The following is a 15440-nucleotide window of genomic DNA, read 5'->3' as shown; positions in this document are numbered from 1 at the left end:
GGGGAAGATCGCCGATTATCGCACCGGCGCGCCCGCGCGGGGCGTAATTTGCGCCGTTTTACAGCGGCAATCGCCCCAGGGCTGCCTGGAAGGCCGGTGCCAGCGCGCCGCTCAGGCGGCCCTGGCTATCGGTGATGTGCATGCGCGCCAGCCACGCTTCAAATTCCGGCGCGGCGCGCAGGCCCAGCACGCGGCGCGCATACAGGGCGTCGTGGAACGAGGTGCTCTGGTAGCCGAGCATGATGTCATCCGCGCCCGGCACGCCCATGATGAAATTGCAGCCGGCCACGCCCAGCATGGTCAGCAAGGCGTCCATGTCGTCCTGGTCCGCTTCCGCGTGGTTGGTATAGCACACGTCGCAGCCCATGGGCAGGCCCAATAGCTTGGCGCAGAAATGGTCTTCCAGCCCCGCGCGCATGATCTGCTTGCCGTCGTACAGGTACTCGGGGCCGATGAAGCCGACGACGGAATTGACCAGCAGCGGTTGATACGCGCGCGCCACCGCATACGCGCGCGCTTCGCAGGTCTGCTGGTCCATGCCGTGGTGGGCACCGGCCGACAGCGCGCTGCCCTGCCCCGTCTCGAAATACATGACGTTGCTGCCCACGGTGCCGCGTCCCAGCGACAGGGCCGCCGCCCGGCCTTCGGCCAGCAGGGACAAATCGATGCCGAAGCTGCGGTTGGCCGCCTCGGTGCCCGCCACCGACTGGAACACCAGGTCGACGGGCGCGCCGCGGCGGATGGCTTCCAGCGTGGTGGTGATGTGCGTGAGCACGCAGGACTGGGTGGGAATCTGGTACTGGCCGATAACGGCGTCGAGCAGGTGCAGCAGCGACACCACTTGCGCCACATTGTCGGTGGCGGGATTGATGCCGATGACGGCGTCGCCGCTGCCCAGCATCAGGCCATCGAGGATGGACGCGGCGATGCCGGTGGCGTCATCCGTCGGGTGGTTCGGCTGCAGCCGCGTGGACAAACGGTTTTCCAGGCCCAGGGTATTGCGGAAGGCCGTGACGACGCGGCACTTGCGGGACACCAGCACCAGGTCCTGCAGGCGCATGATTTTCGAGACGGCGGCCGCCATTTCCGGCGTGATGCCGGCGGCCACTTGCGCCAGCAGCACCGTATCCGTCGCGTCGTCCAGCAGCCAGTCGCGGAAACTCCCCACGCACAGGTGCGCGATCGGTGCAAAGGCCGCGCGCGCGTGGCTGTCCATGATCAGGCGCGTGACTTCATCGTCTTCATACGGCACCAGCGCTTCGTTGAGGAACAGCGACAGCGGCACGTCCGCCAGCGCCAGCTGCGCCGCCACCCGTTCCTGCGCGCTGGCGGCGGCCACGCCGGCCAGAACATCGCCCGAGCGCGGTGGCGTGGCTTTCGCCAGCAGCTCCTTCAGGCTGGCGAAAGTATGCGTGTGGCTGGCTATCGTATGGCTGAAGCGGGGCATGGATTTCTCCTGTGGGGTCAGACCCGCCGGGTCTGACCCCGGAGCATTCACCATTCTACGCCAGGCTACAGGCTGCGCAGCGCCCCTTCCAGCTGCGGGTAGCGGAAGACAAAGCCGTCAGCCAGCAGGCGGCGCGGGACGACCCGCTGGCCTTCCACCAGCAAGTCGGCCTGCTCGCCCAGCAGGGCGCGCATGAGGAAGGCCGGCGTGGGCATGACGCTGGGGCGGTGCAGCACTTGGCCCGCCACCTGGGCGAAGCGGCGCTGCGCTATGGCTTCCGGCGCGCAGAAGTTATACGCGCCGTCCACCGCCTGTGCTTCGCTGCGGCGCGCCAGGTGGGCGATGCCGCGGATCACGTCGCGCACATGCACCCACGTGACCCACTGCTGGCCGCTGCCGAGCGGCCCGCCCACGCCGAAGCGCACCGGCAGCAGCATCTGCGGCAGCGAACCCTGGTGGCCGAAGACGAGGCCAAAGCGCATGCAGCCCACCTGCACGCCATGGGCTTGCGCCTGGCGCGCTGCCGCTTCCCATTCCTGGCACAGCTGCGACATGAAGATGGCTTGCGGCGCGCTCTCCTCCGTCAGCTCCGTCGCGTCGCCCTGCGGCTGCACGCCGTAGTAGCCGATGGCGGACGCCGACAGCAGCACGCGCGGCTTGTGCTGCGCGCGGGCGATCCATGCCACCAGTTCCTGCGTCAGCGCCACGCGGCTGCGGCGCAGGGCCGCCTTGCGCGCATCCGTCCAGCGCGGCCCGACGATGCGCGCGCCGGCCAGGTTGACCACCATGTCGATGCGCTGCGCAGCCGACAATTCGCCGAACGAGGCGATGCAGCGCACCTGGCCGTTCAAGGTCCACGCGGCCTGCTTGGGCTGGCGCGTCAGCACCGTCACCGCATGGCCGTCGGCCAGCAGGGCGGCCACCAGCTGCTGGCCGATGAAGCCGGTGGCGCCCGTCACCAGCACGGATTGCGGCGTGCCGGCAAAACTCAGGTGTTCATCCTGCTCTGCCGTTTCCTGCACCTTGCGCCGTCCCAGCTGCCACACGGCATACGCATCGCGCAGCCCGGACAAGCCCACGCCCACGCCGCACAGGGCGAGGAAGACGCTGAGCCAGCCATACGGCTGCCATACGAGGGCCGTCGGCAAGGTCGCCCATTCGCTGCTGTTCAGGGCCAGCAGCGCGATGAAGGCGCCCGCGTTAATCGCCAGCACCGTGTGCGTGACCCGCTCCGTGGCGGGCAGGAGGCGCGTCCGGTCTTCGACGACGAAATCCCACAGGGTCAGCACGATTTCCACGCCAAACACGATGACCAGCACCCAGGCCCAGGCGCCATGCCACTCCCACGCGGCCAGGCCGACGAACAGCAGGCTGTAGATCAGCGCGCGCGTGGCATGGATGGTCAATTCGAGGCGCGCCGAGGCCTTTTGCGGCAGCGCTTCCGTGATTTCATGGTGGTAGATGGTGTCAAAGGCGCCCAGGCAGCCTTGCGCCGCCATCAGTTGCAGGGCCAGCAGATGTGTATTCATGGTGTCTCCTTGTGGATTTCCGGCGCGGCGGACTCGCGGAACACGCCCGCTTGCGTAAAAGTGGTGCCGAACAGGGCGTGGCGGATCTCGATGCGGATGTTGAATTGCTGCGGCGTCTCGTTGCGGTGGCACAGGTAGGTCTTGCCGGGCGTGAGTACGCCGGGCAGCGGCAGGCGCCAGCCGAACAGGTCGAGGAAATAGCCGTCGCTGGTGAAGTGCAGGTTGCCATCCTCGACGTGCAGCAGCAGCTTCATACCCAGGCCCAGGCCCACGTACTCGAGCACTTCGCCCTTCGCGCTTTCCGCCATGTAGGAGGTGAAGCGGATGGGCGCGCGGCCATGCAGGCGGTAGGTGCGCTGCTTGAAGATGAAGGGGCAGCCGGGACGCGAATACACTTCGATATCGACGGGAAAATCCGCGTCGTCATACGGAATCAGGGCGCCGTCGATGAAGGGGCGCGTCAGCCAGCCCAGGCACTTCCCCAGGCGCGAGCTGCGCAACTCAGTCAGTTCGCCACGGTAGTACAGGGGCTGGCCCGGCGCGGGATTTTTCTCGAAGCGGCGGCGGATGTCCGGGTGCAGGGTCAGCCACTGCGCGCCCATTACCTTCTTGAACAGTTCTCCTTCGGATGGCCCGTTCATGGCTTGCCCGGCTTTTTCGCCTTGGCCGGCTTGTCGTCAGGGCTGAGGAACTTGGCCACCTTGCCGCCCATCGACAGCATGCGCTGCAGGGTCGCCGGCGGCAGGTTTTTATAATCGCTGTAGGTGCTGCTGAGCATTTCCAGGAAGGCCAGCACTTCGCCCATGCGTTCCAGGGTCGCCGGCGGTATCGCCGCATCGTGCTCGCCCTCGATCGCGCATTCGCGCAGCACCGTCAGCGTGGGATCGATCTCGCGCCGCTTGCGCTCTTCCATGATGACCCTGAAGATTTCCCACACATCCTGCAGGGCCACGAAGTGGTCGCGCCGGTCTTTCAGCACGTGCGTGATGCGGACCAGGCCCCAGCTTTGCAATTCCTTCAGGCTGTTGCTGACGTTGGAACGGGCCACGTTCAGGCTAGCCGCGATGTCTTCCGCCGTCAGCGGTTCATTCGCCAGGAACAGCAGCGCGTGGATTTGCGCCACCGTGCGGTTGACGCCCCAGCGGGTGCCCATTTCACCCCAGTGCAAAATGTACTTCTGCGTGGTCGGACTCAGTTCCATGGTTTTCTCTTATTTCTGTCGTTACAGAAATGTAAGACAGAAGGAAAACCGCGTCAAGCACGATTCGTCAGGTGTGGCCGGGCGGCTGGCCCATGGCGCGCAGGAATGCTTGCTGCGAAGCGTGCAGCTGGCCATAACCAAGTTCGCGGTACACGAGGCCGTGGCGCGGCGCCAGTTCGGCGATGATGCGCGCCAGCGCCGGATAGTGGCGGTGATTCCAGGTGGGGAACAGGTGGTGCGTCAGGTGCAGATTCAGGCCGCCGAGCCAGTAGCCGAGCCAGCGCAGCGCGCGCGGTCGCGGCGTCCAGTCGCAGGCCGTGTAAAACGTATGCTGGTACCAGTCGTGCGGCAAGGTGCCGTCAGGCCCCGGCTGGAAAAAGTCCACTTCGGCCCAGTGCGTGCCAAGGATCAGCGCCACCAGCACGCACGAGGCCAGCATCTGGCCAAGGAAATACGCGCCCAGCACCACGCCCCAGCCGATGCCATGCTGCTGCAGCAGCCACATGGGCAGCGCCAGCACCAGCGCCACGTGGCCCAGCTTCCAGCCCAAAAAGGACAGCCAGCCGCGCCAGCCCTGCAGGCGGCTGTGCGCGGCTACGGGCGTCTTGCCGAAGCGGTCCAGCCAGTCGCCATACCAGTTCAGATACGGCAGCGACAAGGCCGCCACCACGGGCCAGTACAGGTATTGATAGCGGTACTGCGGCGACCAGCGCTGGTACGGCGTCTGGCGCAGGAAAGGGTTCGGTTCCGTGTCCAGGTCATAGCCTTCCACGTTGGCATACGTATGGTGAAAATGCACGTGGCGGATGGTCCAGAAATCCGTATCCACGCCCACGGGCAAGCTCACCAGGCGGATCAGCACGCGGTTCAGCCAACCGGTGCGAAAGACGGCGCTGTGGGCCGCATCGTGCAGGGTATTCATGGCCAGCGCCATGGCCGTGACCAGGCAGGCCACGTAGCTGACGACAAAACCGGAGGCGCCATCGGCGTTCAGGGCCAGCACATACAGCGCCACCGTCAGCACGGCGAGGAAGACGGCCTTCGCATGCATGCGCGCGTCGCCAAAGCGGTGTTTTCCTGCGCCCGCCAGATAGACGTCGGCGCGCTCGCGCAGTTCGCGGCGGAAGGCGGAATCGCGCGCGGGCTGAAAGCGCAGCGGCGGCAGGGAGGGCACAGGCGTCACGCGCGCGTCCCCGCAGCGGCGGGCCACCACAGGCGGCGCGCGCCGTCAAGGCCATGCGCCAGCAGTGCGGCCAGGAAGACCACGCCCCACACGTCGCGCGCGCCATACCAGCCAAGGAACAGGGCCGGCATGGCCAGGGCGATGGCCACCCAGGCGATGGCGCCCCAGCGGCGCGCGTCCGACAGGCCGCCCAGCGCCAGGGTGCCGCCGAAAATCAGCGCAAACAGCGTGGCTTGCTGCGCGCCGGCCAGCGCCGCCTCGTGGTTGACGTAATAGATCACCAGGCCAAACAGGATCACGCCGCCGGTGCCGATGAACAGCTCGGGCACATGGAAAGTGCCGCGCGACTGCCAGTGGGGAAAACGCGCGCGCAGCCATGCAAACAATTTCCCGTTGCTGGCCAGCAGGGGATTGTGCGTGGGTGTCATGCCCTTCACGCCATAGCGCATTTCCACGCCCTCGAGTTCCGGCTGGAAGCTGCCGAACAGCTTGTCCCACAACAGCAGGGTGCCGCCGAAATTGCGGTTGATATAGCGTTTATCCGTGCCATGGTGCACGCGGTGGTGCGAGGGCGTGACCATGAACTTGTCCAGGATGCCGGACTTGTTCACCAGCGCATTGTGGTTGTAGAACTGCACCGTGTAATGCAGGGACGAGACAACGAGGAAAATTTCCAGCGGCACGCCCAGCACGGCCAGGATGGCGATGAAGGGAAAATTCGTCAGCGACGAATACCAGGAATTGCGCACGCCCAGCGACAGGTTGAAATGCTCGCCCTGGTGGTGCACCACGTGCACGGCCCACAGCAGGGGAATCTTGTGGTGCAGCCGGTGCATCCAGTAAAAGCACAGGTCCCAGGCAAAGAAGGCGAATATCCATTGCGCGGCCACGGGCCACTGGTCGACGATATGCAAGTTTACATGCCGCAGCAGCAGGGCAAACGCGGCCACTTCCACGCCACGGAATACCCACATCAGGATATGCCCGGAATTGAGGTTGAAGATCACGTCTTTCCACGGCACAGGGGTCTGGCGCACCCATTTGAGTATCAGCAGTTCGGCCAGCACGAAGGCCAGCATGATCAGGAATGACAGGGCAAAAGGATTCATCATGGTGCGGTTTTGATGGAAACGGCGCGGCGGGCAGCCAAGGATACCTGCATTTTCGCCAGCATGCCGCCAGCGATGCCGACAGCCAGGCCGGCCGCCAGGTCGATGCTCAGGTGCCGGCGCAGCGCGATGATGGCGTAGCAGATGGCCACGCCCAGCACCAGGGCCAGCGCGGATCGGACCAGGTGGCGTTTGTCGCACAAGGCCCACACGCATTGCAAAGTCAGGGCGCCATGCAGCGAGGGCAAACAGTTTTGCGCGGAGTCCGCCGCCTGCAGCAGGCGCAGCGCCTGCGTGCTCCAGGCGCTGCCGTCGCCCACGGGGGGATACGCGAGGGTGGTCGGGTACAGCAGGAAGACCACGCCGCAAGCCAGCGCCGATAGCGCCATGGCGCGCGCCAGCCAGCGCACACGGGCCGCATCGGCCGCCAGGTAGGCGTACGGGATCAGGATGAAGAAGGACAGGTACAGCCAGATGGCGGCGTCCGTGTAGGGAATGGCGCGGTCCAGCGCCGTTTCCGGCAGCAGCACGCCCTGCCCTTGCAGCAGGTCGCTGGAAAAATACACGAGGCCGACGCTGCCCCAGCCGGCCAGCAAATGCAGCAGGCGGCCGCGCAAAGTCATGGGAGAGTCGTTCATGCGCTGGCAAGGCGCCGGATGCGGCGCCGTTTCATGGTGGGGTCAAAAGGAGGCAGTTCGCTGCTGACCGTCCAGGCCAGGCCGTCGGCAGCCACGCCCAGGCCGCGCAGCACCGTTGCCAGGTGCGCGCGCAGGGCAGCCAGGCCGGCATCGTCCAGCGCCGCATGCAGTTGCAATGCCGCTTCGCCCGTTTGCGCCAGGCGGTAGTCGGCATCCGGCGGCAAGGCTTGCGCAAACGCCCGCGTCAGCACGTCGGCAAACACGGCGACCGGTTCGCCGCCTTGTGCGCACGGCAGCAGCAGCATGTCGTCGCAGCGTCCTTCGATGCCATCGATGGCGCGCGTGGCGCGGCCGCACGGGCACGGCGTGGCGCGCGCGATCAGGATGTCGTCCAGGCGGTAGCGCACGATGGGCTGCGTGATGCGCGTGAAGTCCGTAATCACGGGCACAAAACGGCGTTCTTCAGAGTCGAGCCACTGCGGTTCGATGTGCACGTATTCCTCGTTCAAGTGCAGCACGCCGTGCTCGCAGCTGCTGGCAAGGAACCCTTCCGTGGCCTGGTAGATTTCATGCACGTCGCCGAATGCCTGCACGATCAGCGCGCGGTCCTGCGCTTCCAGCACTTCGGCGACCGAAATGACTTTTTTCGGCGCCAGCGCCAGGCTGCCATCGATCACGCGCAAGGCCAGCTGGCGCAGCACCTGGGCTGGCGCGACGATGACCGAAGGCTGATAGCGCGCCAGCTGCGCGCACAAGCTGTCGAAAGGCTGGAACAGGTCGTAGAAGGCAAAGGTCAGCCACGGCGAGCGCACGGCCGTGTACAGATTGCTGTTCGCGCGCAGGAACAGCGCGACCCGTTCGCCGGAGAACAGGCCGTCGGGCAGCGCCTTGGCCAGCATCACGCCCGCCCATTGCGCCTTTTCACGGGGGCTGACGGTAAACACGGCGCGCCGCGACGAGGTGCCGGACGACAGGCCCACCGTGATGTCGCCCACGGCCGGCGTGAAATCGCGGCTCTGCTCGGCCGCCATGGCGGCCTCCATCGCCTGCGCCAGCGTCACCCCTTGCGTGTTCATCGCATCGAAATGCTCGAGCATCAGCGCCTTGTTCATGGTCGGCCACTGCGCCAGCGGCAGCGTGCGGTATGGGGCGAAGTAACGGCTGCGCGCGCACAGCTCCTCGGTGAAACGCGCCAGCTGTTTCTGCTGATAGGCGTCGAGCTGCGCGCGGCTCGTGAAACGCAGGCGGCGCGTGCGCCAATACGACAGCAACAGCCAAAAAATACGCTTCACGGGCGGCCCGCCACGGCAATATAGTCAACCGTGTCTTCATGCGTGATGCGGATCTGCGCATTGCCCGAGCGGTGCAGCTGGTGCAGGCGGTTCAGGGTGGCATAGTACGGCGCGCGCTTGTGCTGGATGATGAAGGACAGTTCCGACGGTCCGCGCAGCTGCTGGAAACTTTCCGGTACCCAGGCCGCGTCGGACGCCAGCAGGGTCCAGCCTTCGTCCTGCAGCACGAAGGCGCCCAGATGGCCGATGGCGTGGCCGGGCAAGTCGACGATGTAAATCTCGCCCGTGCCGCTGACGTCGCGCCCGTGTGTAAACGGCAGCAGGGCCGCCGGCAAGGCTGTCTCGGGCACGCTTTCCACAAAGGCGAGGCGGTCGGCAATGTCGGCAGGCAGCAGCTCGGGCACGAAGGCCTGGCGCACGGCGGCCACGCCGGACAGGCCGCGCACGGCGTCCCAGCCCGTCTTGGAGGCCATCAGCCGCGCACCGGGAAAGTCGCGCAGGCCGGCGATATGGTCGGCGTGGAAATGCGACAGCAGCAAGGTGTGGATGTCGCCGGGCGCCACGCCATGCGCGCGCAGCTGGCCCTGCAGCGATTCGTTTTCGTCGAAAAAAATCGGCGTCACCCACGCGTACATGCGGTACACGCCTTTCGAGGTGGCGGCGCGGAAGTGCTCGGCGTAACCGGTGTCCCACAGGTACAGGCCCGCGCGCGTCTCGATCAGATAGGCGCGCGAGGGGAAGCAGCGGCTGGCCAGCCCGCTGCCTTTCAGGACCATGCAGGACGGGTGGGTACAGTGGCCGACGCGAAACGCGGTGATGCTAGCCATTGCGCTCCTTGCCCACCTTGTGCGCCGCCGCTTCCTGGCGCATCCACTGCGCCGTCAGGGCGATGCCTTCCTGCAGGCTGACGATGGGACGATAACCGAGCACCTTGCGCGCCTTGGCGTTATCGAGCGTCATGTCGAAACTGAGCGCGCCGATGCTGTAAGGCGTCAGCGATGGTTCGCGGCGGGTAAAACGCGAGGCGAACTGCATCAGGCGGGCAAGCAGCGCCAGCACGCGGTAGGGCATGCTGACGATCTGGAACGGCTGCTGCAGGTGATCGCAGAACAGGGTGCGCAGGATGTCGCACAGGCGCGCCGGTTCGCCATTCGTGATGTTGAAGGCGGCGCCCGACGCGACGGTCTTGTGCACGGTGGCCAGCCACATCGCATGCACGACGTTGTCGACATAGGTGATGTCGATGGTGGCCGCGCCGCCGTTCGGCAGCGGCAGCTTGCCGCCGCGCTGTTCCAGCACCCGCGCCAGGCGCGGAATCAGCACCTGGTCGTATGGGCCGAAGATGGCGCGCGGACGCAGGATAACGCAAGTCATGCCGCGGTGGCGGTCGACGCAGTCCTGCACCAGCTTTTCCGCCATCGCCTTGCTGCGCGCATAGGCGTTGACAAAGGCATCGGGACGGAAGGTCTCCGGCACCTCGAGGTGGTTGCGGTAGTCGAAATAGATGGCCGGCGTGGAGATGTGCACGAAGCGCGCCACGTGCATGCTGGCGGCTGCGCGCAGCAGCTGGCCCGTGGCCGTGACGTTGGCAGCGATGAAGTCGCGCTCGGGGCCCCAGGGCGACGACAGCGCGGCGCAGTGCCAGACGGTATCCATGCCGCGCACCAGTTCATCGACCTGGCGCGGCGACGCCTGCGCCAGGTCGAGCGCGACGAATTGCGCGCCCATGCGTTCGAGTTCGCGTCCCACGGCCACGTTGCGGCCGGTGGCGCGCACTTCCACGCCCTGCGCCAGCAGGGTGCGCACGGCATTGCGCCCCAGCCCGCCCGTCGCTCCCGTGACCAGTATCCGCCTCATCGCACCACCTTCACAGATCAAGAATCATGCCGCCGATGGTCAGGCCGGCGGCCGTGCCCATCATCAGCAAACGCTGGCCCGCCACGGCCCGGCCCGTCATCACCGCCTCGTGCAGGGCCGTGGGCAGGGACGCGGCCACCTGGTTGCCATGCGTTTCAAAGATCTTGATGATTTTAGCATCGGGCACGTCGAGGATGCGCGCCGCATGCGCGAGGCCCAGCGGGCTGGCCTGGTGCGGCACGACCACATCCACTTTGTCCAGTCCGGCGCCCGATTCGGCCATCAATTCCGTGAGGAAATCCGGCATCACCTTGACGGCCAGGCGGAACACGGCCTTGCCATCCATGCGGAACAGGTAGTCGCCCGGCTCGCAGCCATTGCGCGGATTGCGCTCGGTGCCGCCGCCGCGGATTTCGCAGTAGCGGCGGCCTTCCGGATACGTGCCCATCTTGTAGGCGCGGATGCCGGCGCTGCCGTCGCCCCGCTCGACGATGACGGCGGCGGCGCCGTCGCCAAAGATCATCGACGCTTCCGGCTCGCTCCAGTCGACGCCGCGCGAAGCGAGGTCCGACGAAACGATGGCGATGCGCCGGTAGGCGCCACCGGCCAGCATCGAGGCGGCGACGCGGAAGGCGGCCATGAAACTCAGGCAGCTGGCGTTGACGTCGAAGCTTTGCGTGCCGGGCGGCAGACCGGCGTGTTCGGCCACAAAACAGGCCGTGTTCGGCAAGGCCTGCTCGGGCACGCCGTTGGCGCAGATCAGCAGGTCGATGTCGGACGGTTGCAGGCCGGCGTGCTTGAGCGCGTCGAGCAGGGCGGCGGCGCCCAGCTGGCTTTGCGATTCATCGGGCGCGGCGACAAAGCGCGACAGCACGCCGCTCTTGCGCAGGGTATAGCCGGGCGGGTGGCCCAGTTTCAGGTCCAGGCTTGCAGAGGTAACGCTGTGCGAGGGCACGGCTTTGCCCGTCGCGATCAGGCGAACTGGAATCATGTTGGCCTTAAAAAAAGTCAAAGTAAATACGGTCTATGCCGGCTTCATACGCTAATCGCGTGCCAGCGCCGGCAATGCCACGCCACAGTTTTTGCAGAAATTGGCATCGTCATCGAGCCCTTCTTTCAGGCAAGTGGGACAGGTACGCGTGGTGACCAGCTTGGAACTGCGCTGTACCGTCATTTCGGCGCTGATAATGCCGGTAGGCACTGCCAGGATGCCCCAGCCAAGCAGCATCATCATCGAAGCGATGGTGCGCCCGATATCCGTCTTCGGCGTGATATCGCCGAAGCCCACCGTGGTCATGGTACTGATGGCCCAGTATATCGAGGTGGGGATACTGCTGAAACCGTTATCGGGCCCTTCCACGACATACATCACAGTGCCGAGCAGAAACACCACCATCATCACGAAGGACAGGAAAATGAGGATCTTGCGCCGGCTGCCCAGCAAGGCGCGGCCCAGCAGGGTGTACTCATGCACGTAGGACGTGAGCTTGAGGATACGGAACATGCGCAGCAGGCGCAAAATGCGCACGTCGATCAGCACATGCGCGCCCGGCAGCAGCAAGCCGATATAGGTCGGCACGATGGCCAGCAAGTCGATCACGCCGAAGAAACTCTTGGCGTAGCGCACCGGGTGCTGCAGGCAGGACAGGCGCGCCAGGTATTCGGCTGTAAACAGGAAGGTGAAAAACCATTCGAGCGCCGTCAGCCAGGTGCCATAGCGTTCGGCCACGGAGGCGACACTGCTGAGCACGACCACCGTCACGCTGAGCAGGATGGCGCCGATCAGCAGCAGGTCGAAGGCGCGGCCCGTGCGCGTTTCCGCCTCGAAGATGACGGTGTACACTTTCTCGCGCCAACCCCGCTCGGGCTTGCCATATCGCTGCTGTGTTTCTTGCGCGGCAACTTGCTGCGGCGTCATGGGCGCCGCGCCACTCTTGGTCGCGGCTTTCATGTGGGAAGTCTGTTGGGTAGTTTGCTCATACACTTATTATTGTATAGATAATTTGCCGCACACGGCGGCGCGCTGCCTAGGAGGACTTCTTGGCCAGCAGCACGGCATTGCGCCTGTCGCGCTCGGTTTGCACGATGTCCGCCGCGCGCGCCTCGCTCAGGCCCGCCGTCTGCAGCACGGTGGCCGTCAGCTGCAGCGCCGCTTCCAGCGCCTCGGGCACGACCAAAGTCGCGCCCGCCTGTATCAGGGCCACGGCATGCGCCTCGTCGCGTGCCCGCGCATACACGGGCAGCAGCGGATATTCGCGGCGGATGGATTTCACGGCATGCAGCACGGATGCCGCATGGTCCATGGTCAGCACCACGGCGGCGGCGCGGTCGGCATTGACCTTCTGCAGCAGTTCCGCACGCGACGCGTCGCCGAAATACACGGGAAAGCCGCGCGGATGCAGGCTCGTCACCAGGCGCGCATCGTTTTCAATTGCCACGTAGCCGATATCCTGCTCCGTCAGCACCTTGGCCAGCAGCTGCCCCACCCTGCCGAAACCGGCAATGATGACGGTGCTGCCCTGCGGCGGACGGGCGCCTTCGGCCAGGTCGGCCAGCTGGTGATGATGGCGCTTTTCCCACCAGTTGCCGAAACCGCGCGCCGCTTTCGCCAGCGCCGGCGTGGCAAACAGGCTCAGGCCCACCACCAGCATGACGAACTGCGCCACTTCCGGAGCGATCAGCTTGGTACCGAGCGCATACGCGACAACGATAAACGCAAATTCGCCGCCCTGCCCCAGCAGCACGCCCGTTTCCACGGCCCGCCCCCAGTGAAAGCCGCCGATGCGGAAGATCACGCTGATGACCAGGGTCTTGAGGAAAAACAGGCTCAGCACGGCCAGCGGAATCAGGATCGGCGACTTGAGGATTTCACGCACGTCGATCTGCATGCCCACCGACATGAAGAACAGCCCCATCAGCAAGCCCTTGAAGGGCTCGATCGTCACTTCCACTTCGTGGCGGAATTCCGTTTCCGCCAGCAGCAAGCCGGCCAGCAAGGCACCGAGCGCCATCGACAGGCCCGCCAGATACGTCAGTCCCGCGATGCCCAGGGTGCTGAGCAGGGTCAGGGCCATGAAGACGTCGGGCTGGTGTTTCTTGACGAAAAACTGGAACAGCGGACGAATCACTCTGCGTCCCAGCAGGTAGATCAGCAGGATGGCGCCGGCCGATTTGACGGCCGCAAAGCTGAGCAGGTAAGCCAGGTCGTCGCTGCGCCCGCTGGCGAAGACGTCGATCAGGATAAACAGCGGCACCACCATCAGGTCCTGGAACATCAGGATGGAAAAGCCCGCCTGCCCGGCCGGGGTCTGCAAGGAACGTTGGTCAGTGAGCAACTGCATCACGACGGCCGTGGACGACAGCGACAGCACCATGCCCAGCACGATGGACGCTTCCAGCGACAGGCCAAAGTAATACGCCACGCCGCCGATCAGGCAGGCGCTGACGGCCACCTGCCCCACGCCCGCGCCAAACACCCAGCGCCGCAGCGCCCACAGGCGTTCCGTCGACAGTTCCAGGCCGATCATGAACATCAAAAACATCACGCCCAGCTCGGCCAGGCCGCTGACCTGCTCGGCGCGGACGAACGAGAAATGCGTCAGCCACGTGAATTCGCCGGCCCACAGGCCGAAGCCGAACGGCCCGAACAGGGCGCCGACGGCAAGGAAACCCAGCACCTGGTTGACTTTCAGGCGTTGCAATAGCGGAATGAAAATCCCGGCCAGGGCAAGAAACAGCAGGGTTTCTCGCAAATACGGTAAGGCGTGCTGCTCTTCCAAAATAATCCACATCCATGTCAGTGACGGCACGCATGCCGAATTGGCAATTGTCGCACGCAGGGCGGCGCCAGGGAACGCCCGGCGCCGTTATTTTTTGCCACAAGGCAATATATTCACTACTCCTGGCCCATGACAGGCGCTTCCTCCGCGGCCGGCGGCGCCAGCATGTCGGCACGCGGGCGGTCCCAGCCCGGCACATAGGCAGGGCATGGCCGGCTGCGGAACTGCTGCAGCTCGACGGTGGTGAAATTGGGCAGCATGCCGGGATTGAAGCGCACGTCCGTCAGCTTGTCCGCGTTCAGCCGGGGCATGCGGGCGAAGCGGAACCAGGCGTCGGCATAGCAATTATCCTCCTGCAATGCGCGCAAGGCGGCCAGGCTGCCCGTCGCCTGGGCGGAGACGGCGATGCCGGGCGCCAGCTGCTGCCCCGGCTTGCCCGTCTCGACCAGGCCGGCCGGGCAGGCGGCGGGCGCCAGCGACTCGGGCAGCAAGCTCAGGGTGCCGCGCCGCAAGGTGTACACGTCCGTTTTGCTGTCGAGCGAGACATAGATCCAGCACAGCGGATTGCTGGGGAAGGCCGTCATCGCCACATCCCACACGCGCGTGCCGGGGTCGAGCCGCTGCACGGCCGCCTCGATGCGCGTACGGCCAAGCGCCGAGGCCACGCCCTGCGTGCCGATGAAGGTGGCGGCCAGGGCAAAGGCCAGCAGCAGTGGCCCGCGCCCCCGCTCGCCTGCGCGCCCTTGCAGCACGGCCAGGATCACGCCCAGCCCCAGCAGCACGGCCAGGGACGCGGGCGCCAGATAGGTTTTATACGTGAAGAAACACAGGGCCGCCGCCAGCGCCGCCAGCAGCACGCTTTTCACGATGCCGTAGCGCAAGGACATGATGACGGGCACGCCCAGCAAGACCCAGAACATGGGCTCGACAATGAAGACCATGTCGCCGTACAGCCAGCGGCTGTTGAACGGATAGAACGGGTGCAAGCCATAGGAATTGAGGAAATCCATGCCCATGTGCAAGCAAAAGCCCAGCAGCAGACAGGCCGCCAGGCCGATGCGCGCGGGCACGCTTTCTTTCAGCAGCCGGCGCGCGCCGGGCCACAGCAGCCACAGCAGGGCCAGCAAGAGCAGCGCCTGCGGCAAGGCCAGCAGCAAGGTGTGCGTGTGGCCACGGTGGTGCAGCATGTAGCCGAACGGACGCGGCAACAGCTTGGTCAGTACCAGGTCCAGGTCGGGCGCGTTGCTGGCAAACCATGCCGTAAAGAGAAACAGCGCACGCCGGGTGCGCTGTGCGGGTGCCTGCGGCTCGGGCGGCAGGCTGCGGTGTACCAGTTCGCCGACCCCGAGGCCGATGACCGAATGCGTAATATTATCCATCGGGCAATTTTACAGGATGCGGCCAC

General features: G+C 65.7%; 14 protein-coding genes. All 14 read right to left on the bottom strand.

Annotated elements, in window-relative coordinates; genetic code table 11:
• Nucleotides 1–58 precede the first annotated feature (58 nt).
• Entirely contained in the window at nt 59–1447 is a 1389-nt protein-coding gene (locus ACQ4WR_RS05570) for an ethanolamine ammonia-lyase subunit EutB (RefSeq protein WP_436485831.1), read from the bottom strand.
• A 65-nt stretch (nt 1448–1512) separates the two neighbouring features.
• A complete protein-coding gene (locus ACQ4WR_RS05565; RefSeq protein WP_436485829.1) occupies nt 1513–2976 on the bottom strand; it encodes a TIGR01777 family oxidoreductase in 1464 nt (487 codons plus the stop codon).
• Nucleotides 2973–3617, bottom strand: coding sequence for a DUF4166 domain-containing protein (locus tag ACQ4WR_RS05560; RefSeq protein ID WP_436485828.1), 645 nt, complete (start codon nt 3615–3617; stop codon nt 2973–2975). Before ACQ4WR_RS05560 ends, ACQ4WR_RS05565 begins: the two co-directional genes overlap by 4 nt.
• Complete coding sequence (locus tag ACQ4WR_RS05555) at nt 3614–4177, bottom strand: GbsR/MarR family transcriptional regulator (protein WP_102293599.1); 564 nt, start codon at nt 4175–4177, stop codon at nt 3614–3616. Before ACQ4WR_RS05555 ends, ACQ4WR_RS05560 begins: the two co-directional genes overlap by 4 nt.
• A gap of 67 nt (nt 4178–4244) precedes the next feature.
• Nucleotides 4245–5360, bottom strand: coding sequence for a fatty acid desaturase family protein (locus ACQ4WR_RS05550; protein WP_436485826.1), 1116 nt, complete (start codon nt 5358–5360; stop codon nt 4245–4247).
• On the bottom strand, nt 5357–6472 hold the full coding sequence (locus ACQ4WR_RS05545) for a sterol desaturase family protein (RefSeq protein WP_436485824.1): 1116 nt from the start codon (nt 6470–6472) through the stop codon (nt 5357–5359). Before ACQ4WR_RS05545 ends, ACQ4WR_RS05550 begins: the two co-directional genes overlap by 4 nt.
• Nucleotides 6469–7107 (bottom strand): phosphatase PAP2 family protein, encoded by a 639-nt coding sequence (locus ACQ4WR_RS05540; RefSeq protein ID WP_436485822.1) that lies wholly within the window; start codon nt 7105–7107, stop codon nt 6469–6471. The genes ACQ4WR_RS05545 and ACQ4WR_RS05540 overlap by 4 nt, the downstream gene beginning before the upstream one ends.
• Nucleotides 7104–8399 (bottom strand): F390 synthetase-related protein, encoded by a 1296-nt coding sequence (locus ACQ4WR_RS05535; RefSeq protein ID WP_436485820.1) that lies wholly within the window; start codon nt 8397–8399, stop codon nt 7104–7106. The genes ACQ4WR_RS05540 and ACQ4WR_RS05535 overlap by 4 nt, the downstream gene beginning before the upstream one ends.
• On the bottom strand, nt 8396–9226 hold the full coding sequence (locus tag ACQ4WR_RS05530) for an MBL fold metallo-hydrolase (RefSeq protein WP_102293595.1): 831 nt from the start codon (nt 9224–9226) through the stop codon (nt 8396–8398). Before ACQ4WR_RS05530 ends, ACQ4WR_RS05535 begins: the two co-directional genes overlap by 4 nt.
• Nucleotides 9219–10256, bottom strand: coding sequence for an NAD-dependent epimerase/dehydratase family protein (locus tag ACQ4WR_RS05525; RefSeq protein WP_436485818.1), 1038 nt, complete (start codon nt 10254–10256; stop codon nt 9219–9221). Before ACQ4WR_RS05525 ends, ACQ4WR_RS05530 begins: the two co-directional genes overlap by 8 nt.
• A 10-nt stretch (nt 10257–10266) precedes the next feature.
• Nucleotides 10267–11247 (bottom strand): 3-oxoacyl-[acyl-carrier-protein] synthase III C-terminal domain-containing protein, encoded by a 981-nt coding sequence (locus ACQ4WR_RS05520; RefSeq protein WP_436485816.1) that lies wholly within the window; start codon nt 11245–11247, stop codon nt 10267–10269.
• A gap of 51 nt (nt 11248–11298) precedes the next feature.
• Nucleotides 11299–12207: an ion transporter gene (locus ACQ4WR_RS05515; RefSeq protein WP_436485815.1), complete on the bottom strand. Its 909-nt coding sequence runs from the start codon at nt 12205–12207 to the stop codon at nt 11299–11301.
• Nucleotides 12208–12283: 76 nt separating this feature from the next.
• Complete coding sequence (locus ACQ4WR_RS05510; RefSeq protein ID WP_436485813.1) at nt 12284–14047, bottom strand: cation:proton antiporter domain-containing protein; 1764 nt, start codon at nt 14045–14047, stop codon at nt 12284–12286.
• A gap of 104 nt (nt 14048–14151) precedes the next feature.
• On the bottom strand, nt 14152–15414 hold the full coding sequence (locus ACQ4WR_RS05505; RefSeq protein ID WP_436485812.1) for a metal-dependent hydrolase: 1263 nt from the start codon (nt 15412–15414) through the stop codon (nt 14152–14154).
• Nucleotides 15415–15440 lie beyond the last annotated feature (26 nt).

The organism is Janthinobacterium amylolyticum (assembly GCF_051380655.1).
GTDB lineage: Bacteria > Pseudomonadota > Gammaproteobacteria > Burkholderiales > Burkholderiaceae_D > Janthinobacterium.
The sequence above is the reverse complement of the archived record's forward strand: the minus strand, read 5'-3'. Positions and strand labels throughout refer to the sequence as shown.